At 34.9% G+C, this 20,959-nt stretch carries 16 protein-coding genes and 1 tRNA gene; 8 read left to right on the top strand and 9 right to left on the bottom strand.

Going from position 1 to position 20,959, the window contains the following annotated elements; all coding sequences use genetic code 11:
• Positions 1–476: 476 nt before the first annotated feature.
• Positions 477–1,673 carry a glutamine-hydrolyzing carbamoyl-phosphate synthase small subunit gene (gene carA / locus ACFIK0_RS05320; protein ID WP_273790811.1) on the bottom strand — a complete coding sequence of 399 codons (1,197 nt, stop codon included), beginning with the start codon at positions 1,671–1,673 and terminating at the stop codon, positions 477–479.
• Positions 1,674–1,931: 258 nt separating this feature from the next.
• Here carA and ACFIK0_RS05315 point away from each other — a divergent pair, with 258 nt between their 5' ends.
• Positions 1,932–2,384 carry a GatB/YqeY domain-containing protein gene (locus ACFIK0_RS05315; RefSeq protein WP_273790810.1) on the top strand — a complete coding sequence of 151 codons (453 nt, stop codon included), beginning with the start codon at positions 1,932–1,934 and terminating at the stop codon, positions 2,382–2,384.
• Between the two features lie 677 nt (positions 2,385–3,061).
• Here the strand turns inward: ACFIK0_RS05315 and ubiC are convergent.
• The 4 genes from ubiC to ACFIK0_RS05295 all read right to left on the bottom strand — a co-directional run bounded on the left by ubiC (position 3,062) and on the right by ACFIK0_RS05295 (position 8,754).
• Complete coding sequence (gene ubiC / locus ACFIK0_RS05310; protein WP_375663619.1) at positions 3,062–3,568, bottom strand: chorismate lyase; 507 nt, start codon at positions 3,566–3,568, stop codon at positions 3,062–3,064.
• A gap of 1,096 nt (positions 3,569–4,664) precedes the next feature.
• Positions 4,665–4,916 carry a GlsB/YeaQ/YmgE family stress response membrane protein gene (locus ACFIK0_RS05305; protein WP_273790808.1) on the bottom strand — a complete coding sequence of 84 codons (252 nt, stop codon included), beginning with the start codon at positions 4,914–4,916 and terminating at the stop codon, positions 4,665–4,667.
• An 858-nt stretch (positions 4,917–5,774) separates the two neighbouring features.
• Positions 5,775–7,466, bottom strand: a complete 1,692-nt coding sequence (locus ACFIK0_RS05300; RefSeq protein WP_375663618.1) for a Na/Pi cotransporter family protein — start codon at positions 7,464–7,466, stop codon at positions 5,775–5,777.
• 70 nt (positions 7,467–7,536) lie between these two features.
• Positions 7,537–8,754: a mechanosensitive ion channel family protein gene (locus tag ACFIK0_RS05295; RefSeq protein ID WP_375631190.1), complete on the bottom strand. Its 1,218-nt coding sequence runs from the start codon at positions 8,752–8,754 to the stop codon at positions 7,537–7,539.
• A gap of 135 nt (positions 8,755–8,889) precedes the next feature.
• On the opposite strand from ACFIK0_RS05295, the gene dnaG reads away from it, so the two are divergent.
• From dnaG to ACFIK0_RS05280, 3 genes are all read left to right on the top strand, one after another.
• On the top strand, positions 8,890–10,827 hold the full coding sequence (gene dnaG / locus ACFIK0_RS05290) for a DNA primase (RefSeq protein WP_375663617.1): 1,938 nt from the start codon (positions 8,890–8,892) through the stop codon (positions 10,825–10,827).
• Positions 10,828–11,217: 390 nt separating this feature from the next.
• Positions 11,218–13,233, top strand: a complete 2,016-nt coding sequence (gene rpoD, locus ACFIK0_RS05285) for an RNA polymerase sigma factor RpoD (protein WP_273790804.1) — start codon at positions 11,218–11,220, stop codon at positions 13,231–13,233.
• Between the two features lie 613 nt (positions 13,234–13,846).
• Complete coding sequence (locus tag ACFIK0_RS05280) at positions 13,847–14,308, top strand: YcgN family cysteine cluster protein (protein WP_273790803.1); 462 nt, start codon at positions 13,847–13,849, stop codon at positions 14,306–14,308.
• A 27-nt stretch (positions 14,309–14,335) separates the two neighbouring features.
• Here the strand turns inward: ACFIK0_RS05280 and ACFIK0_RS05275 are convergent, their stop codons facing one another.
• On the bottom strand, positions 14,336–15,079 hold the full coding sequence (locus tag ACFIK0_RS05275) for an SIMPL domain-containing protein (protein ID WP_273790802.1): 744 nt from the start codon (positions 15,077–15,079) through the stop codon (positions 14,336–14,338).
• A 169-nt stretch (positions 15,080–15,248) separates the two neighbouring features.
• Between ACFIK0_RS05275 and ACFIK0_RS05270 the strand changes: the two genes are divergently transcribed.
• Positions 15,249–15,325, top strand: a tRNA-Ile gene (locus ACFIK0_RS05270).
• 1,699 nt (positions 15,326–17,024) lie between these two features.
• Positions 17,025–17,207: a hypothetical protein gene (locus ACFIK0_RS05265; RefSeq protein ID WP_273790801.1), complete on the top strand. Its 183-nt coding sequence runs from the start codon at positions 17,025–17,027 to the stop codon at positions 17,205–17,207.
• On the opposite strand, the gene ACFIK0_RS05260 is transcribed toward ACFIK0_RS05265, so the two are convergent.
• Positions 17,131–17,445 carry a helix-turn-helix domain-containing protein gene (locus tag ACFIK0_RS05260; RefSeq protein WP_007347852.1) on the bottom strand — a complete coding sequence of 105 codons (315 nt, stop codon included), beginning with the start codon at positions 17,443–17,445 and terminating at the stop codon, positions 17,131–17,133. The genes ACFIK0_RS05265 and ACFIK0_RS05260 overlap by 77 nt on opposite strands.
• 706 nt (positions 17,446–18,151) lie before the next feature.
• Here ACFIK0_RS05260 and ACFIK0_RS05255 point away from each other — a divergent pair.
• Together ACFIK0_RS05255 and ACFIK0_RS05250 are read left to right on the top strand one after the other, a co-directional pair.
• Positions 18,152–18,436, top strand: a complete 285-nt coding sequence (locus ACFIK0_RS05255; RefSeq protein ID WP_375631187.1) for a hypothetical protein — start codon at positions 18,152–18,154, stop codon at positions 18,434–18,436.
• Positions 18,437–18,703: 267 nt separating this feature from the next.
• Positions 18,704–19,015 carry a hypothetical protein gene (locus tag ACFIK0_RS05250; RefSeq protein WP_273790799.1) on the top strand — a complete coding sequence of 104 codons (312 nt, stop codon included), beginning with the start codon at positions 18,704–18,706 and terminating at the stop codon, positions 19,013–19,015.
• A gap of 754 nt (positions 19,016–19,769) precedes the next feature.
• Here ACFIK0_RS05250 and ACFIK0_RS05245 read toward each other — a convergent pair.
• On the bottom strand, positions 19,770–19,949 hold the full coding sequence (locus tag ACFIK0_RS05245; RefSeq protein ID WP_273790798.1) for a DUF1508 domain-containing protein: 180 nt from the start codon (positions 19,947–19,949) through the stop codon (positions 19,770–19,772).
• 392 nt (positions 19,950–20,341) lie between these two features.
• Positions 20,342–20,881, bottom strand: a complete 540-nt coding sequence (locus ACFIK0_RS05240) for a helix-turn-helix transcriptional regulator (RefSeq protein WP_273790797.1) — start codon at positions 20,879–20,881, stop codon at positions 20,342–20,344.
• Positions 20,882–20,959 lie beyond the last annotated feature (78 nt).

Below are 20,959 nucleotides of genomic sequence, written 5' to 3'. Positions count from 1 at the left end.
AGATGTTTTCTGTTTTGCTATTACTTTTTTATTCGGCTTTACAGTTTTCAAAACCATCTACGGCAATATCTTTTAAAAAGTAGAGATTTGTTGCATTGTCTCACACTTTAATTTCTTTATTCTTTAGGAGGAGTTATGCTTCTCATGCAAAATAGAATGCTTAAAATTGTATTGTGAATCCAATGCTTATTTGAAGTTTAGGCACTTTTTTGAATGTTAGACACTTTACTCTTTTTAAAAATAGTTTTTATCGATACACTTACCTTGCTTGGGGGGAGAAGCCAATGATTTTGATGGATACGACCTTAAGAGAAGAGGAAGGAGAAAAATTTAAGCTATTCAGTGCGCTCTTTTTAGTTTCAGAATGATAAATAATAATACAACTTCAATAAGTTGTAGGTATAAAAATAATATAATTGTGCGTAGGAAGATGATATAATTTAAAGGAGAGAAGTTAAAAGGTGAGGCTTTTTATTTTAAGATATTTTTTTATAATTCATAATGAGATCACAAAAATGCTGAAAGAGGTAGTGGCTATCTTGTGGTCCAGGAGAAGCTTCGGGGTGATATTGAACAGAAAAAACAGGTTTTCCAATGATTCGAATACCACAGTTTGAACCATCAAAGAGAGAAATATGTGTTTCTTGAACATGTTGTGGTAAAGAGGAAGAATCTACGGTAAAACCGTGATTCATCGATACAATCTCAACTTTTCCAGTGTTAAGGTCTTTAACTGGGTGGTTGGCACCATGATGTCCTTGGTGCATTTTCACGGTTTTTGCACCAACCGTAAGAGCGAGAAGTTGATGACCAAGACATATTCCAAAAATTGGCAAATTATGATCAATTAATGTTTTAATCGTTGGAATGGCATATTGAGCTGTAGCTGCGGGGTCTCCTGGTCCATTAGAAAGAAAAACGCCATCAGGGTTCATTGCCAGAATTTCTTTTGCAGTTGTGTGGGCAGGCACAACAGTAATGCGGGCTTTTTGTGTTGCCATAAGGCGAAGAATATTACGTTTAATACCGTAGTCAATTGCAATGATATGAAGATTGTGCACATTGTTTGTACCGTATCCTTTATTCCAACTCCATGGTTTTTCATTCCATTGCATTGATGATTGAGATGTCACGTCTTTCGTAAGGTCAAGATTGACGAGACCGTGCCATTTTTGCGCACGTTTCTTTAAAGAAGGAATATCAAAGTTTCCATTAGCATCATGTGCAATGACAGCATTTTGTGCACCTTTTTCACGAATAAGAATTGTGAGTGCACGTGTATCAATACCACAAAGTGCAATAATTTTACGCGTTTTAAGCCATTGATGAAGATTTTCATTGGATCGATAATTTGAGGGATGTGTAATATCTGCTTTGAAAATAGCGCCAACAGCACCATGACAATTGAGAGGAGAGAGATCTTCAATATCTTCGCTATTTGCCCCTACATTTCCTATATGAGGAAAAGTAAAATTAACGATTTGTTGTGTGTATGATGGGTCGGTGAGGATTTCTTCATAGCCTGTGATGGCGGTGTTAAAACACACTTCAGCTTCAGCGATACCTGTAGCACCTGCTCCTTTGCCTTCAATAACGGTTCCATCTGCTAAGACTAAGAGGGCTGTCGGTTTTTTGATACTCCAAGGGTGGCTGGGTGAAGTTGCTTGTATCATAGTATGTATCCACAATTTATTCTCTGAAAGGTATAATGACCAACTTTACACAAAAATCATACCTTTAACAGATGCTGTGTATATTATTCTGGTAACGTTTCGCTTGAAATAGGCAGTATAAGTACATTCCATGAAGAGGTAAAGTCTTGTTTTAGCTTTTCGAAGATCGAGTCCTTAATTATTTTTTTATCTTCCATTGCAAGATGGATAAAGATTGGTTAAAAGGCATATTCTTCTTGAACAAAATTGGATAAATTTATGTTGCGTAACCAGATTGATGGGGCTCTTAGGGCTGCTTTGAAAGTGCAAGATAGTGCGCGTCTTGCTACACTTCGTTTAATGAATGCTGCAGTTAGGGATCGTGATATTCTTTATTATGATGAGGGGAAGCTAGAAGTGGATGATCAGCAGATACAGTCTGTTTTCACTAAAATGCTTCAACAGCGTGAAGAATTGATGCGAGCCTATAAAGAGTCTGGTTGCTTGGAATTGGCAGAGAGAGGACAAGCAGAAATAGAAGTTATTCGTGAATTTCTTCCCTATCAACTTAAGGAGATGGAAGTAGAACAGGTTCTTTGTGAAGCTTTAGCACAAACAAAGGCTGAAAAATTACGCGATATAGGTAAGGTGATGGCATGGCTTAAGGAACGGTATGCGGGGCAAATGAATTTTTCTAAAGTGTGCAATAGTCTTCGTAAAAAATTGCAATAGATCTTGTTAATTCAAGGGGATGGGAAAATATTTTTTATTGTGCGTCACCTTTATAAATCAGTAGGATTTTGATAAATATCATTTATTTTTTATATACATACTATTATCAAAAAAATATTTTTTTGAAATCAACGAAGTTTTTTTGGAGCTCATAGAGCAATAAACATTCTTTTATGTATTATATTTTTCTGTTCTTCAAAGCTGTTAGATCATTAAAAAACAAAAAGGTTATAGAGTTTTTACTTTTAAAAAAAGATCTATTATTTGCACTGTTAAAAATTTTAAAACAGGATGATTAAGTTAATTGATACAGATTTCCAATTTTGGGGAGTGTATTATTGTCTTTTTTGCTGTTTCAAAGCATTTGTTTGATAAAGAGTTACCATATTTAGAGTAGTGATTATTCGGTAAGAAATTTAAATATAGATGGTTTTATCAATATGGCGTGTATCTTTTTAATTCAAGTGCTGGTTTTAATGATAAGAAAATCAGAATTTTAGAACGTTTTTTCTAGGGAAGAGATTTTTAAAGCTGAGTTTATGAAATAAAAGGATATTTTGAAAAGAAATCTTTGTTTTTAATGTGTTCTTGAGATAATTTTGAAATTCTTTTCTCTGATTAAATCCCTTATAAGCTATATAAAATCTATAAATTATGCAGAATAAAATGAGTAACCTCTATTTGTGGGGATACAGTGGTGAATCTGTTAAAAATAGTTCAGTTAGCAACAATGGCTTACCCGTTAACCGCAAACGGGAACGGCGTGCCCATAGCGCACCTTGTTGACCAATATGAATGTAATCGCGGGTTAATTTGTCATTGTTAAATAAATAATGTCCTAGAGGTACAGTTCCCAAATGCATCAAGGCTTGATTGTGTAGGAGGGTTTCTTGTGGAATTACAGTGCGTCCAAGGAGCCAAGGTTTATTATCTCCCATTAATATGACTTCGCGTAGCCAATAACGCGCACTTTCGGGGAGATGCTCTGCTTCTTCTGTTAATTTATCTTGCGTAATAAAACATTCGCGTTGTGGTTGAACTTGGAGGCAGGTACAATATTTCTTTAATCGAAGCGTCATCGAGCCCGATTCCATGAGCCAATCGCGAACGTTTTCTGGTATTGGAGGATTTTGATCAGAGAACCACGTTAGAGGCGGTAAGATGGAATCTTCAAGATCAGACATCGTTTTACTCCACAGCTAAAGTCTTATTCCATATGTTATGTTGGGTTAAATAGATAGCTCTATTGTAATACAAGGAGTATAAAAGCAGCAAGATTTTAACAGGAAGATATCAAAGGGAAAGTCGATTGCAAAGGTCTTTAAAAGAAGACATGCGGGAAGTATATATTATAGGATTATTTTCATTAAAAAAGCAAAATAAGGTATTATGTTTTATCCAAGGCGCTTTCACAATGCGTTACGGAAATTTCTTTATCGCATGAGAGCAATGGGAAAAATGTTTCGTACTTTAAAATTCGTTTGTAACGCATATAAAGAAGAGCTAAAAATTCATCTATGCAAGATGATATAAAGAGGAAGTTTTAAGAGGAACAAAACTTTATTTTATACTTTAGAAAGTGAAGAGGTATTCAAATCTTTTGAATTGAGATGTAAAGGGGATCGTATTCTTTATAATCAAGAAATTTATATTAATGCATATATTTTTGAAAACTTTAAAATATATTATATTGTTAAAATTGTTAAAAATTACTTCACATAACATAATTTGTAGTAATTCTATAATAAAGTTACATTAATATTATTTCATATTTATTTTATATACTATTTTCTTTCATAGATTAGAAAAAATTCTTTATCATTTTGTTCTTACCGTCTCTTTTTATTTCTTAAGATGCAAAAAAGCTCTTCGAGTTTTCTTGGTAAAAAGGGTATTGTTGATAGAGTGTATAGGTATTAGCATTATACGGTAGAATTTTTAATCATCGTTAGTGATTTTTGTAACCTTATGAATTGTTATTACAGTGAGATATGCTGGATTTGCGCACGTGGTACAAAAATCAGTTCGTATTTCGTTAAAATAACGCAACATATCTCTCCTGATATGCGTAAGTTTATATAGGTATGAAATGGTGCGTTATAAAGTTCTTTACTGCATTTCGTTTTATAATACGGTGATGGTGTATGCCTAAAATCGCAGCTTAAGCATCTCATCATCATATCAAAATTGGTAACAACAAGTTACAAGGAAATATTTCAAACTCTGCTAGTTGTTTTCTAGTTTTGTATTGAATCCCAAAAGGTGTAAAAAATAAATACTCTATGATCGAATTTTTTGTCCTATCCATATAAGAATACAGGCTCCTATAAAACCTGAAATAAGATAGCCAAGCCAACCAGCAAAACTTACACCTAAAAGACTAAAAAGAAAGCTTGCTAGCGCAGCGCCAATAATCCCTAAGATAATATTTAACAATATTCCTGTTTGGCTTTTCATAATATACTGTGCAGCCCAACCTGCAATCCCGCCAATGACAATAGCTGCAATCCAGCCGATGTTTGCATTTTCCATGATACCCTCCTTTGCCTGAATTTAAATTGTAACTAGAGTAAACTTTGTAAAAATCAAGGTTTATTCCTTTTTTACCCAGTGGAAAGGACATTGCTTTTAGATATTTTACTTATTACTTTCCTTTATATTAAAATAATATTCACATTATGTATCATAATAATACTTAATAAGTATAAATATATAATACATTTTAATTTATAAACAAATTAATTAATTTAGAAATACGAATAAAATAAGAAAATATTAGTGAAAATGTTTTAATAACTCATAAAGTGTATTTATAAGCTTTTTAAAGCTCTCTCTTAAATTGAAAAAAACAACTGTGATTAAAGCAATAAGTAAAATGGATATTTAAAAGTTTGGAGCTTGCCAATTGATATCAATGATGTTTGAAATTAAAACTGCTTTGTTGACACGTTATAGCGTGGCTGTATAGGTTTAACCTCTACAGATCTTGATATAAATATTGCATTTTTGTGGGGTTTTGCATTCCTTATAGAGCATTTCTGTTTTGCTGCTACTGTGAAGCGATCCCCTTTTTACAAGGCGAGTTTAGGTTGGAACTATCATACTCTTGACCTACTCTTTATGTGTTTAACAGTCTTGGCTTTGAGATGGTTAGGCATTTTTATGTCTTTCTTCAAGAGTTCTATTCTACATGCTGCTTTGTTTGTAATGTGCAAGCAAATGACTTTGAGCAATTCATCATGAATAGATTTTAAATGAAAGAAATTTACGATGAAGAAAGCTCATTTAAATTGTCAAATAATAAGATGTTTTGATTAAATCAATATCTTGACCATATTCAAAATTAAATAATCGATGTGATGTGTGTTCTATTCAAGTTATTTGAAAAGTTTAAGTTTTTTCTGTTTGTTCTTCAGCAGGGGTGCGTAGACGAGAACTTTGAAGAAGTCCCTGTTCTTCTAAAATGGGGTAGATCATTGAGGTCAAAAGAGAGTTGATTTGTTTGAGGTCGCGCACAGTGTCGAGATGAAGACTGGATGATTCTACATTTTTGAGATCCCCTTCACGCAGACGTTTAAAATGTTTTAAACTCATCTCTTTTTCTAAGTTTCGTAGTTGATCTTTTTTTTGTACCAATAGGTGTGCAGTATGTGTATCACGTGAGACGAGAACGTTAAATGCTATATGCGCGTTGGCTAGTACAATGGCGTGGAAACGAAGGAGATCACTCCAGCCCTCGCTGCTGAACTGTAAACTTTTTTGTTGTTTCTTTTTAACCAGCATCAGCATATTATGAATAATGATATCGCCTGCTTGGTCTAATTTTATACAGGCGCCTAGAAGTTCTTGCGTTTGAAGAGCTTCTTCGTCAGATAATTTTTGTCCCGCTAATCGTGCAAGATAAAGTTTGATGGCGATATGTTTTTTGTCCAATATGGTGTTGAGTTGGTTGAGTTCACGAATAATATTGGGGTCAGGATTTTCATAAAGTCCCATGATTTTTTCTAGCATGATGTCTACAAGATCACAAATATGAATGACTTCACGCATGACATTTGAGAGAGCGAGAGTTGGGCGTTCAAGAACACTGTCATCAAGAGCTGTTTGATCGGATAAATTGAGCGTTTTGTTAGCTTGCATTTTTTTTGCACTTATATTCACGATCTGAGTGGTTAATTTTAAAACCCATTTTGAAAGTGGTATTCCAGCAAGGAGAATGAAAACATTAAAAATGATATGGGCGTTGATCACTTGAGTAGGGGCGTTATTGCCAAGCCATGTGATGGGAGGGTGAAAGGAGAGAAATAAGATAAGTATAAGGATTGAACCGGCCCCACGCATGAGTAAGTTTCCTAAGGGAACGAGGCGGGTATTAGGAGAGGCGTTGCGCGTTAAAAGTGGTGCTATAAGAGAAGAGCCAAAGTTGACACCAAGAACCATGACAACACAGAGTTGCGTATGAATAAGATCGTAATTGGCAAAATTGACCAGCAAAATGATTCCTGCGATGGATGAATGTAAGAGGTAGGTTAAGCCAGCAGCCAACAAAAAAGAGGAAACAGGATCGGTTGAAAGATAACGAATGATGCTAGGCAAAATTTCGCTTTCACGTAAAGGTTCTGTCGCTGTACTTATCATCTCTAAAGATAAAATCAAAAGACCAATACCGATGACAATACGTCCTATTTGACGCCATTCACGTTTTTCTGTTGTCATGAAGATACAAGTGCCAATTAAAAGACACAAGGGCACAACAAGAGTGAGGTCATAGGTGAGAATTTTTACAACGATTGCTGACCCTAATTCTCCTCCACGTACAGCCATAAGTCCTGCTACTCCAGAGACAAAACCAGATTCAACGAAAGAACCAACGAGGAGCGTTATTGCTGTAGAGCTTTGTAAAATCATTGCTGTAAAAAGTCCAAAACTTACAGCAAACAATGGTTTTAAAATGACGTGGCACATTTTATATTTAAGTCTGTCACCATAGGCGCGTTCAATTCCTGTGCGCACCATGCGTGTGGCCCAGAGAAGTAAAGAAATAGCGCCGGCAAGATGAAGGAGTACCAATGAACCATTCATGATACTTTATTCTTTCTTTGTTGTTGTGAATGTGGTTACTTCAAAATTAATAAATTGAAGTTTATTGTTTTTATTTCACTTTTGCTTTTAATACTTGATTAAAATCATAACCGCTTGGATTTTGAAAAACCTTTAGACCAAAACAGGGCAGAATAGAATAAAGGTGATCAAAAATATCGCCTTGAATTTGTTCATAGTCTATCCAAACGGTGGTGTTCGTAAAGCAATAGATTTCTAAGGGTAAACCATTTTCTGTAGGAGGTAATTGCCTTGCCATATAGGTCATATTAGGGTTGATATTTAGATGCTGTTGTAGATAAGCAAAAACATAAGCACGAAAAGTTCCAATGTTGGTTAAACGGCGCGTATTGGCTAAAACATCATGATTTTTATCTAATTGAGCATTCCATTGATCAATTTCTGCTACTTTTTGCGTGAAATAATTTTCTAATAAATTAAATCGAGAAAGATATTTTTGTTCTTCTTCTGTGAGAAAATGGATACTTGATTGATCAATAAAAAGGGAGCGTTTGATGCGTCTGCCACCTGATTCTTGCATGCCACGCCAATTTTTAAACGGGTCGGTCACAAGTTTACGGATAGGAACTGAGGTGATGGTGTTGTCGAAATTTTGAACTTTAACAGTATGCAAGGCAATTTCAATAACATCACCATCGGCACCGAGATTGGGGATTTCAATCCAATCTCCAACGCGAACCATATCAGTGGATGAAATTTGAATACCGGCAACGAGAGAAAGGAGCGTATCTTGAAAAATTAACATGAGAACCGCGGCCATTGCACCAAGACCGGAGAAGAGAATAAGAGGGGAGCGGTCAATCAATGTAGCAACCATTAAAATTGTTGCAACAGCAAAAAGTGCAATTTTAGCAATTTGAATATAACCTTTTATTGGTTTTAGTCGTGCTGTTGGTCGTTGTTCGTAAAGGATGTTAATGACATTGAGACAGGAAGAAATTGTCAGGACAACAAAAAAGATAATGAAGGCGTTGGCAACATTACCGATGACAGTGCTAAATGCATCGGGCAATGTTGGAATAAAATTAACACCAATTGAAAGAATAAAAGCTGAAGTGATATTTGCCATGTATTGAATAGCATTATTAATATCGATCGTTGTATTTTTGGGGAGAAAAGAAGAGAGTTTTTTTGCTCCGTGAATAAGTAATTTTCGTCCTAGAAAGTTCACTAAAAGGGCAGCTATAGTAAGAATAATAAGCCAAGAAATAGCCTCTAACCACGGATATTGAACAATAAATTCGATCACTTTTTTATTCTCCATTTCTAAAAATATATGCAGTTGAGGGTTTAAAATTTTACAACTGCTTAAGAGGAAGTATTGGAATTATGCTCTAAAGTCGTTAAATATGCAAAAAAGAATTTTCAAACTCTGTGAGAGATAATGCGTTTTCCGCCCGATTTCCTTAATGAACTGCGTACGAGACTCCCAATTTCAACAGTGATTGGGCAACGGGTGGATTTTGATCCTCGAAAAAGTAAGCCTTCACGGGGAGACTTTTGGTGTTGCTGTCCATTTCATGGTGAAAAAACGCCAAGTTTTCATTGTGATGATCATAAAGGGCGCTATTATTGTTTTGGTTGTGGTGTAAGTGGAGATATTTTTACCTTTTTGTGTGAGCTTGATGGATTGCACTTTTCAGAAAGTGTAGAGCGTTTGGCTGATTTTGCGGGAATAAAACTCCCTATTTTGGATTCACAAAGTCATAAACGTCAACTGGAAAAAGCTGACCTTTATGATGTGATGAAAATTGCTACAGATTTTTTCCAATATAATTTACGCGATAAAGAAAGTACGCAAGCACGTCGTTATCTGGATGCACGTGGTGTTACACCAGAGCTTGTAGAGCGTTTCCGCATTGGTTTTGCACCGGTAAGGCGTACAGCTTTGAAAGAAGCTTTGAGTGCACGGGGCATTTCAATAAAGCAAATGGAAGAATGTGGGCTTCTCTCAGTGCATGAGGAGAGCGCGGATTCTTATGACCGATTTAGAAATCGCATTATGTTTCCTATCGAAGATTTGCGCGGACGTGTGGTGGCTTTCGGAGGGCGTGCATTAGAGAAAGAGACACGAGCAAAATATCTCAATAGCCCTGAAACAGTGCTGTTTCATAAAGGAAATATACTTTATAACGCGGCAGCAGCTCGCAAAAATAGTCGCTTTGTTGGCGATGAAAAAATTCATTCACTTCTTGTTGTTGAGGGGTATATGGATGTCATTGCATTGACTAAAGCTGGTTTTGAAGGAGTCGTAGCGCCCTTAGGGACAGCATTAACGGAAGCGCAAATTGAGCTTTTATGGCAGATGGGGAAGGAGCCCATTTTGTGTTTTGATGGTGATGATGCTGGTTTAAAAGCTGCTTTTCGTGTTGCTGATCGTGTGTTGCCTCTTTTAAAGGCTGGGGTTTGTGTACGCTTTGTTTTGTTGCCACAAGGGAAAGATCCTGATGAAATTGTTTGTGCTGGTGGAGCACAGCTTTTTTCTTCTTTTTTGCAAAAGGCAATTCCTTTGAGTGAGCTTTTATGGTGGCGAGCTACCTATGGAAAGCATTTTGAAATTCCAGAGACACGAGCAGCGCTAGAAAAACAACTGAAACAACAAATTTTTACGATTAAGGATGAAGATGTCCGCCGTTATTATTTGCAAGATGTAAAAAAACGCCTTTTTGATTTTTTTCGTCCCTCTTTTTCGAAAAAAAAGGGGGGAGGGCGATATGATCAATCTTCACCAAATAGGACCTTTAAAGATCAAACCTTTTCTCTGTTAGCAAATTCTGAAATAGTACGAAATTCTTCGCAATCTATTCCTTTGCGTGAAGCAGTGATTTTACTCACTTTAGCTTACTATCCTGAGTTGTGGTATGAAAATTTTGAAATTCTTTCTGAGTTAGAATTAAAAAATACTCAATTGATAACTCTTCATCAAGCTATGTTGGAAATTCTTGGGGACCAACAGCTTCATGATAAAGAGACGATGGTTGCATTCTTAGAGAAAAGAGAACAAAAAGCTCTGTTAGAGCGTATGAAACATCTTGTGCAAAATATTGGTATGCGTATTATCCTTGGTGGAGCCCCTATAGAAGATGCACGTGCTATATTAAAACAAGCTGTCTACTTGCATCTTCAAGAACACCACCTACATAAGAGATTACAGGATATTGAAGAGCAACTTGTAGAAAATCCTAAGAGTGAGGTTTTTGATCTGCTTCGTGAGGTAAAAAATGAGCTGGAGCAGATGCAGGCAACAGAAGCGTTAATTGAAGGGTTTGGAAGTTGGTTGGATGAAAAAATAGACGGGAATACACAAGATACGATAAAATGATTCGCTTTTTTAATGCGAATCAGTCACTTAAATTTTAGATGAGGAACTTTATGTGGAGTGACATTTTTGTAAAGATGACAATTAAATTTTAGAAAAAGCGGGTAAATTTTAGGAAAAGCGGGAAATTGGTTCTTACGATAGGGTACAGAGATTATCTCAGAAGGGCTGAGAGGTGTCGGGGAAACTTCTGGAGTTTTCCCGCGTTTTTGTCTGGATGTCGAGTTTGTCTGGATGTCAGGGCATATACAAAATGTATTCTTTCCAATAGTAATCTCTTAAAAGGAAGTATATATGAGTAACTATTGGTAGATTTTAGTGAGAACAAACAAACTGGTCACATGGAAACTATGGTTACATGGAAACTGTGAAGTGATCGAGTGGAGTTATGGTATGGCAACAAAGGTTAAACAGAAAGATAATGCAGAAGTAACAAGCCAAGCGAGTTTGGATAGTCCTCTTCTTGATTTTTCTGATGATGCCATCAAGAAAATGATTAAGCTTGCCAAAAAAAATGGTTACGTAACAATGGATGAACTCAATGCAGTTCTTCCTTCTGACGAGGTTACATCCGAACAAATTGAAGATATCTTGGCGATGTTCTCTGAGATGGGGGTTAATGTTGTGGATGATGAGGATGAAGTTGAGTCTGAAAATTATGAAGAAGAAGTTACGGTAGAGGGTGGTGATTTAGTAGAAGCCTCTAGCCACGCAATTGCAACGACAACGAATAAACGCGAAGTAACAGATCGTACGGATGATCCGGTGCGTATGTATTTGCGTGAGATGGGAGCTGTTGAGCTTCTTTCGCGGGAAGGCGAAATTGCCATTGCTAAGCGTATTGAAGCAGGGCGTGAGACAATGATTGCGGGACTTTGTGAGAGTCCTTTGACTTTTCAGGCTCTTATTATCTGGCGTGACGAGTTAAAAGAGCAGCGTATTCTTCTTCGTGAAATTATTGATCTTGAAACGACTTATGCTGGTCCAGAAGCAAAGCAGGCTCCTATTATTGAGCGAAGTGAAGTTGATAAGACGGTAGAAGAAAAAATGTCTTCTGGTATACGTAATATGGGGGAGAGCGCAGGAGAGAGAAATATTGAAGACGATGATGAAGAAGACGATGACGATGTTAACTTATCGCTTGCTGCAATGGAAAATGAGCTTTGTCCTCAAGTTATGGAAACATTGGATTTTATTGCTCAAACCTATGTGAAATTACGAAAATTACAAGATCAGCATGTTGAAAGCAGTTTGGCAGAGCGTAAAGAGGGGGCCCTTACTTCTTCTCAGAAGAAGAAATATATTCAATTAAAGGGTGAGTTGATTCAAGCAGTAAAATCTCTTTCTTTAAACCAAAATCGTATTGAAGCTTTGGTTGAACAGCTTTATGACATCAATAAGAGATTGATTCATAATGAAGGTAAGCTGAAACGGATTGCCAATAGCTATGGCATTGGCCATGAGGACTTTTTAAAAGAATACCAAGGGCGTGAATTGGACGCAGATTGGATGAATTATATTGCTGCTTTGCCTACACCTGGTTGGAAAGAGTTTTCGGTGCGTGAAGCAAAAGAAATCCAAAAACTGCGAAGTGAGATACAAAATCTTGCGCAAGAAACGGCTATTTCGATTGGTGAATTTCGTCGGATTGTTATGCAGGTGCAGAAAGGTGAACGCGAATCAACTATTGCGAAAAAAGAGATGGTAGAATCTAATTTGCGTCTTGTTATTTCAATTGCAAAAAAATACACTAATCGTGGTTTGCAGTTTCTTGATCTTATTCAAGAAGGCAATATCGGTTTGATGAAGGCTGTGGATAAGTTTGAATATCGGCGCGGCTACAAGTTTTCAACTTATGCAACATGGTGGATTCGTCAGGCTATTACACGTTCAATTGCTGATCAGGCACGTACAATTCGTATCCCTGTTCATATGATTGAAACAATTAATAAAATCGTTCGTACTTCGCGTCAGATTCTCCATGAAATTGGACGAGAACCAACACCAGAAGAATTATCTAGCAAGCTTTCTATGCCGTTAGAAAAAGTACGAAAAGTTCTTAAAATTGCAAAAGAACCTATTTCTCTCGAAACGCCTGTTGGTGATGAAGATGATTCCCATTTGGGTGATTTTATTGAGGATAGGAATGCGTTATTACCAATTGATGCAGCTATCCAAGCTAATCTGCGAGATACGACAACACGCGTTCTTGCTTCATTAACACCGCGGGAAGAACGTGTTTTGCGGATGCGTTTTGGAATAGGGATGAATACAGATCACACGTTGGAAGAAGTAGGACAACAATTTTCAGTTACAAGAGAGCGTATTCGTCAGATTGAAGCAAAGGCACTTCGTAAATTGAAACATCCTAGCCGTTCACGAAAATTGCGCAGTTTTCTCGATTCTTAAATAAAGGAATTCTTGTGCATTTTAATAACTTCCTCTTTCTTCTTAATGAAGGGGGGGAGGTGCGTCATGTTGTACTTGGATACTTTCTTGAGAAAAACATGGGAAGAATTTGAATAATCTAGAAAGTTTGCGATGTTTAATGTTTTTCTTAGCTTTGGGGCTTTATACTTCTCTGTCTCAAAAGAATAGATATAGGGCAAAGGGTGTTTATGGAGTAGAGAGTAGGGGGGCTTTCAAGAAATGAACGATAAAAACATTACTTTGCGTATAGCGCAGCTCGTTTTTTAAGAAATGGGATCTATTAGGAATAAACTTATATTGCAACATACGGACTTTTTGATGAAAAATGTGTATTCTTTTGCGGGATTTTTCTATCATTTTAGGTGACGCATTTTATTCTTTGTCAGTTTATAAAGAGATTTTTCAATAGGTTATGTTCATTTATATGCGCTATTTTTTGAATATTCTCTTTTTATTCAGATAGATTTTAAGAACATGGTTTAAAGTATACATTGAGTTGAATCTTTTTAAGAGACAGAAATAGATGAAATTATAGAAATTAAACGTTTTATTTTTATAGATCGTCTTAATTAAAAAAGGTGTGTCTGAGTTTATGAGTGGAGAACTCCCCTTTTGGAAAGTAAAAAAATTAGAAGAGATTTCCATTTCTGAGTGGGAGAGCCTTTGTGATGGCTGTGGCCGTTGTTGTCTCCATAAAGTTGAGGACGACGATACGGGTGACCTTTATGCAACCAGTATTGCTTGTCGTCTTTTAGATGGGGAAACTTGCAGGTGTCGAGATTATGCTCATCGTAAATCAATTGTACCAGATTGTATGTCGCTAGACATTACGACAGTTAAAACAGCGCGTTGGCTTCCAGAAAGTTGTGCTTATAGATTAATTTATGAGGGAAAAGATCTTCATTGGTGGCATCCATTAGTATCAGGAGATTGTCAGACGGTACATACAGCGCGTATTTCTGCACGCGGACAAATAGAGGTTTACGAAGACGAATTATTATCTGAGGAAGAATATCTTTATCACATTACTGGTCTTCTACGTGAAGGCCAGTAATGTAATTTTTATACAACTGTTTGTGACTTAATCGATCGCAAAGACTACAGTGACGCTCACGTTATAATTTAACTCACCACCTGCAAAATTTGTATTTGCGTAGCTTACATCTGCTGCTCTACTCATGAGACGTGGTGTTGGGTGATAGTAATCATCCTTTTCATTGATTTCAATAATTTTTCCTAATTTTAAATCGGCCGCTTGCGCTATCGTTTGCGCTTTTTCAATGGCTTCAGTAATGGCTTTTTTACGTGCTTCTTGATAAAATGGCTTTGTATCTGCGTTGGTAAAAGTAATGCCGTTAACTGAATTAACACCTAGTGACATCGCTTGATCAAAGATTTTACCAGCATTGGTAAGATCACGAATGCGTACGGTTAAAGAATTTGAAACATGATAGAGTTTTTCATTATTCTTTTTTTCGTGCTGTTTATCAGAGGTTGACTGATAAATGGATAAGCCTGATGTTTGCAAATCATTTGCTTGGATACCATTGTTTTTAAAAGCTTTTATAATATCATTGATGGATTGATTATTGGAAGCTAATGCCTTTTGGGCAGTTTTATCATAGGTAACAACGGCTAGATTAATAATTGCCATATCCGGTGCGGCTTGACTTTCTCCGATTGCTGTCACTGTAATTGTTGCATTTTTCATTTTATTTTCTTCAGCATAAGCACGTACAGTCAACGATGTGGTTAAGAGTGTAAATGCTAATATAACTGTTTTAACCAGAGAACCCTTCAGTGGTTGAATTTTCTTTTCTATCATATCTATACCTTTATATTTGTCAGTTAATTATTCTCTCATTTTTAAGAGTTTTTGTAAAGAAATTAGAGCACTGAAAAAAAACCAATAGAAAAGAGAAAAAGATGGGTTATAATCTTTGTCAGCTCTTGTATCATAGGGCATTTTAGTTTAGAGAGAAACAACCTATGTGGGGCCTGTAGCTCAATTGGTTAGAGCCAGCGGCTCATAACCGCTTGGTTGGGGGTTCGAGTCCCTCCGGGCCCACCAATAGGGAAATATCCAATAGAAAAATGGATCGCTTATATAAAAGTTTTGAGATTCTACCTTTTTCGTTTTTTTTATTTATTTTCCTGTTTGTTCTAAAATCCTTTAGTCGTTGTTTGTTTCATTTTTTTTCTCTCAGTCACTTTAATATAAAGTGAGGGTATATTTTTTTAGTCTCATCAAAGAAGTTCTCTCATTTGCAACATTGTAGCATTTTGATTAACTGATATGTGTCGCTATTTACTTGCTTAATTCATATACTGTTTTGTACTTTTCTTGTGTGATGTGCTTCATAAAATAGAAGGCTAAAAGCTTCATTGGATAAATTTATTTATACTTGTTCTGCAAATAAACAGATCTCAATAAAACCAATTTTAAAGATTGGACCTGTTCAGAACAAATGGCTCAAAAAACATTTAGTGTAAATTTGCTTTTTTCTAAGTGATGTTAATGTCTTTTAGACGTTCGAATAGCATCATCGTGATGAAAGGTTGTATATAAGAGAATGTGATCTATAGGCGTTCATATGTATCATGGGGTCAACGATGATAACATTTGTTGATATTTTCTTTTTCCCAAGAAAGGAGTTCTATTTGATTTTTGAGAAATATTGTTCATAGTGACGGAGGCGTGTTCTTTGAAAAGAATTTCATCAATTGTTCTTTGAAAAATCAATTGAGTGATTGTTTCTATCGCTTTGCATCATCCCGATTTTATTGTAATAAGCATTTTATTATTCTGTAAGAAATGTTTTCTATGATATTAGAAAATTCGTTAAAATGCCATTTTCTGTCTTTGTGTATTTTTTTCTTAATGTCCAAATTATAGAGTTTTCATGTGATCCGAATTATTATTGAAGAGCAGACGTCTTTTTTAATTTTACTCTCATAAGGGATTGGCAATATTGCGGTAAACCTACCACTTTTTTGTATTGCTAACCTTTTTCTCGTATTGATCGTGTTTTATCTTTGTTATGAGTTTTCTCTCTTATGAAAAAGTATTGGCAGGGAGGGTGATTTTTTTTTGTAAAAGTACACTTCTTCTTCAAAATCATACTTTGACAATATAATTCTTCATTTGCATAAGGGAATTTCTCTCTTGTTGTAAATCTGCATACAATTTACCTACAAAGATTGTGCGTGGTGATTCGTTTTATTTTTTAAGAGTATCATTTTTGCTTATGATAGAGACTTATATTAGTATTTACAAAGTGCGTTTAGAGGGGAGGTTACCTGTAAACGTGTTACAGAGTTTTAGGTAGTGTGACTCTGTTTATAAGAATTTATTCCTATAACATTGTTATATTCTTGCTTTGCAATATTGTTAAAAAAACATAGATGGTGCTATGTAGAATAAATTGTGATGTATTTTTTTCAAAAAAGCTTTTTCGTGTTCTCTTATATAGAGTTCAGGAGTGTCTTCAGGGATATTTTCACATTAGTTTTCATTGGTCCGAATCGCAAGATCTGCGTAACATTATTCGCGTTTTTGATAGATTATACCAATTTTCATAAGTAAGGTCTGGATCGTGTGATGCCTTTTATTTCACCATGGTACATGACTAATAGAACTTCATCTGATTTTGTAAAATAAGTTTGTACACAATTGCTTCCATACTGCCTATTGCAAATATTTTTTTCTAAGGTATGAGATATATTTGAACGCTTTAGCGTTATATAGTTTGACTACATGGAGTATGACTATGAAGAATGATAAAAAATTTGAAACAACTTTATCTGATATTATTGTGAAATGGGAGTCTTTATCGACGTCTCAAAAGCAAGCGATATTGGATAAAGTAGAAAATTCTACAGATTCTGCTCATTCAACAGAACATTTAAGGCTTCAATCTTCTTTTTATCTCCAGACGAAATCAAAGTTATGAGTTTTAAATCTTCATCGGAGATGTTGAAACCAGTTATTACATATATGGCACTAGCATTTCCCAGTGTGTTCAAAATAGCCATGAGTTTATCTACAGAAGGCCTCTTTCCCCCATTTATCATTTGTTGGACGTAATTTTGTCCACAGCCTGCAGCTCTGCTTATTTCAATCATTGTTCGTCCGTCACTTTTTATCAATTCAACTAAGCGTTGGAACCAATCTTTTTCAGTCTTTGTCATTTTTAGACCTTTACATATTTACGCTATAGCGTTAATATTGCGTTGCGAATCCAGAATATATGATACAAGGAGCGTGAAAATATCCATGTGTAGCTCTTCGCTAAGGAAGCATATAGAGTTGTTTTTAACTAATAACAAAATGTCCCCATACACTTTCAGATTCGAATCAATAAAAATGGTTGCTTAGTTCCACGGTTGTGAAAAAGTAAATGTGTATACCAGAAAGGGCGATACACACTCGTATGTTTATGAGATTTCACTGTGATAGTATACGTAGCAGCATTATAAATCAAGATATACCCCAACATCAGAATTTGTAAAAAAATTCTGCGTTGAGGTAGTATGTGAATATAACGAAGCTTTAGAGCCTTAAGAGATAGGATAATGGCTGTAGAAAAAATGTAAATTCATAGGCAAAGAATACTGATTTCTCCTTTATTGTAATAAATTAGATCACTATCAGATGGTATATCGTATATATGCATTAAAAAATTGGGAAATATCAAAAAAGTGATCTTGGATATTTTATTAAACAGGAAGGTAATCTGATCCACAAAGGTGGTTGTTTGGTAGAATTATACATTCGATCAATGCCCTTGTTTACAATGATATTGTTATTTATAACAATGCATTAACATATGGTTGTGTAGTCGTTCGTAAGAGTTTGCATGTTTATGAAAAATAAGAACTTTATCGTTATTTGAATATGAGTGGAGATGCATATGTTTACGCTAATGCGGTCTTTTTTGATCAAGTTTTGAATGTTCAATGTATTGAATTTTATGGTGATACTCGTGATTGTAGAAAGGCTCGAGTTTATAATGATGCTTTAGTTTATGGTGATGTAAAGATTTGTGGGAAGGCAAAATTTTACAGAAATGCTGTGCTTTGTGACAGTGAAGATTTTTGTAATAATGAAAAACTTTCATATAGCCGCATTCCACATGGCGTAAAAAGGAAGATAGGAACGATTTGGGCAAGGCTTTTATGATTGCATTGCGTCGTTAGTTTTATTTGACGTTCCTTATTTTTTGTATTTTGTGTCAATAAATGTGTCGCAAATAATTGGTGTGAGTGTAGATTTAGCCGCTTTCAGAGATTTGTTTGCGCCATTGATCAATGCTTTAATGGAGAAAATAAGAATGCCGAGAGTGATTGTTCACACTTGGAACATGCAATTTATTGCATTCTTTTTTTGATTGAGGATGAAATAAATTGGTCAAGATGATCACTTGAGCGACAATTAAGGGAGATCCAAATGAGTGTAAACGAAATTTTATTGGGAGCAATGGTTGTTGTTTTGTTGTGCAGCGGGGTTATATTTCGGTTTTCTTTATATTATCGCAGTCAAGTGAAAATTTTAAAAGAGGAATCTAGAAGAATAAAGCATGAGTTTTTAAGAGATTCTATGAAGATGACTGAAGAACGAGATAGAGCTATTAGAGAGCAAAGTATGGTGATTAAAAGACGTGACCAAGCAATTGAAAAACTGAAAAAACAAATTAAGCAATATGAAAAAAATGAAAAGAAATATAAAAAAATGCTTAAATCTGAAGATGATAAAGAGTGATTGTATTCATATTTTGCATTAAAGGGTTTGAAAATGTGTTAGGAAGATTGGAATGACGAGAGAGATAAACTTTAATGAAGCCAATTATGGTGCTGATGGAGATATTGTATTAGAAGAGAATATTCAAGTTTACTCTGATTTTATGAAAACATTTAAGTTTATAAGACAGAGCGTCGTTGGTCATAAAATAAGAGTTTATGATGATAAACCAGTTTATAGGTAGGCTGGTTATTAAAAAGCGCGTCTATACAATCCAGAAATTTTATATTATTGCTGGAAACAATTTTGCACGTTCCTTTTAGATGTAAGGTATAAATGCTACGATAGTTTCAGCTAATAGGTATAAAAAATTGCATGATAATAGGAAGAAAGAGATATTTGCTTTTTATGAAGATGAAATGGGTAAGTCAGTTATGATTATCAGATACAGAAGAGGAATATGAACGTAAAAGATATTAATATCTTGTAGAGTAATTATATCTCTCATTGATGTTTATCTTCTCTTCATGTGCGTTTATTTTTTATGAAAAATACAAGACTTAAGAGATTTTCTTTTTGATAAAGGCTATAGAGATTTGTGTGTGATTGAAAATAAACACATAATCTGTAAGAATATGACTGTTATTTGTAAGCGTCAGAAATAATACAAAAAACGCCCTCTCATTGAGGGAAAAACAATCACTGTTCATTTATCACAAAAATAACTCAACATACCATTATACAAAATAAACGCTTGTTTTAATGGTAAAGAACGTTAGGATTGTAGTTCTCTAATAAGAGCCTTATGTGTAACTTCTTTTATTTGCTCAATATTGATTAGGATATCTTGTTTTGTTGGATAGCCTTTACTAGAAAAAGCAATTTTTTGTGCATCTCCTGAGATTAAACGCCAGTACCATTGATTGTGAACTCCTTGAAACACCTCAAAATACATGTTTCTCACCTCATAAAATAGCTGATAATTTTCAGGATAAATATTTAACTAATCCGTTTGTAAACATTAATGTATGTCTCTATAGGAAGTCGTCAATATATTCACCTTAAATTTTCTGACTTAAAAAAATAATTTCTATGAGAGCTATTATTCTTTTAACAAGAAAAAATTTCTTGTCAATAAGATATGAATGAGAATTTTATACTATAAAATTATTTTTTTTAATTTAAAGACACTATACTTTCACTTACAACGCAAATATTTTTATTGTCGTTACAGAAACAAAATTTATAAATTATACAAAATTTCACCAGCACGGATAAAGTAAAAAATACTTTTCTCCATACTGGTAGAGTTTAATCATTTCTTGTTTTTTCTTTTGAAATAAACGTTTATTGATTAGCTATAACCTCTTTTTGGGATACGCTTCGAATGAGTAAATCAATGAATAAGCTAAGGGTGTAAGAATTGGCCATTTTAGCTTTCATATCGATAAGAGAGGTTGTAGTTTTAGGGTTAAAACTATTTGATAAACCTTGTCTTGACAAATATTGCTGCAATTTTTCATAAGAACTGTCGATTTTTTCTTGATTTAGTTTTTCGTTACGATCACTATCGGCAAGTGTTTCTTCCAGTCCCTCGATTTTTTTAATAAAATAATTCCAGTCAAAATCACCTTTTGTATATTCGGTGTCAAACATTTTTCCTTGTCCAGTTAAAAGCCAATTAATATTGACACCGTATAACGTGCGGTATGTTTGTAAGACACTAAGATTGGGTTCTCTCTCTCCACGCTCATAAAAAGCAATGGAATTTTTTGTCATGCTAAAACTTTTAGCTAAGGTTTCACGTGATGGATCGCCTAAAGCAAGACGTACATAACGTAAACGTTTTCCAAATATGGTTTTTGATTCAGTTTCAGGACGTGCCACGAATTATCTCCCTCGGTAAATCATCATGGTATAAATCATTAAATAATAAAAGCACACTATGTATTAATATTCTATGAT

Origin of the sequence: Bartonella sp. CL63NXGY (genome assembly GCF_042194905.1) — a bacterium.
GTDB lineage: Bacteria > Pseudomonadota > Alphaproteobacteria > Rhizobiales > Rhizobiaceae > Bartonella.
Note: the sequence above shows the minus strand (reverse complement) of the source record. Positions and strands in the feature narration are given on the sequence as shown.

Excerpts from the sequence above, each read along its gene's own strand:
- ACFIK0_RS05300 (WP_375663618.1), bottom strand. The coding sequence starts at position 7,466 with ATGAATGGTTCATTGGTACTCCTTCATCTTGCCGGCGCTATTTCTTTA.
- ACFIK0_RS05280 (WP_273790803.1), top strand. The coding sequence starts at position 13,847 with ATGAGTGGAGAACTCCCCTTTTGGAAAGTAAAAAAATTAGAAGAGATT.
- ACFIK0_RS05245 (WP_273790798.1), bottom strand. The coding sequence starts at position 19,949 with ATGTATTTTGAGGTGTTTCAAGGAGTTCACAATCAATGGTACTGGCGT.
- ACFIK0_RS05275 (WP_273790802.1), bottom strand. The coding sequence starts at position 15,079 with ATGATAGAAAAGAAAATTCAACCACTGAAGGGTTCTCTGGTTAAAACA.
- ACFIK0_RS05305 (WP_273790808.1), bottom strand. The coding sequence starts at position 4,916 with ATGGAAAATGCAAACATCGGCTGGATTGCAGCTATTGTCATTGGCGGG.
- rpoD (WP_273790804.1), top strand. The coding sequence starts at position 11,218 with ATGGCAACAAAGGTTAAACAGAAAGATAATGCAGAAGTAACAAGCCAA.
- ACFIK0_RS05260 (WP_007347852.1), bottom strand. The coding sequence starts at position 17,445 with ATGACAAAGACTGAAAAAGATTGGTTCCAACGCTTAGTTGAATTGATA.
- carA (WP_273790811.1), bottom strand. The coding sequence starts at position 1,673 with ATGATACAAGCAACTTCACCCAGCCACCCTTGGAGTATCAAAAAACCG.
- ubiC (WP_375663619.1), bottom strand. The coding sequence starts at position 3,568 with ATGTCTGATCTTGAAGATTCCATCTTACCGCCTCTAACGTGGTTCTCT.
- ACFIK0_RS05255 (WP_375631187.1), top strand. The coding sequence starts at position 18,152 with ATGAGTGGAGATGCATATGTTTACGCTAATGCGGTCTTTTTTGATCAA.
- ACFIK0_RS05265 (WP_273790801.1), top strand. The coding sequence starts at position 17,025 with ATGAAGAATGATAAAAAATTTGAAACAACTTTATCTGATATTATTGTG.
- ACFIK0_RS05315 (WP_273790810.1), top strand. The coding sequence starts at position 1,932 with ATGTTGCGTAACCAGATTGATGGGGCTCTTAGGGCTGCTTTGAAAGTG.
- dnaG (WP_375663617.1), top strand. The coding sequence starts at position 8,890 with ATGCGTTTTCCGCCCGATTTCCTTAATGAACTGCGTACGAGACTCCCA.
- ACFIK0_RS05250 (WP_273790799.1), top strand. The coding sequence starts at position 18,704 with ATGAGTGTAAACGAAATTTTATTGGGAGCAATGGTTGTTGTTTTGTTG.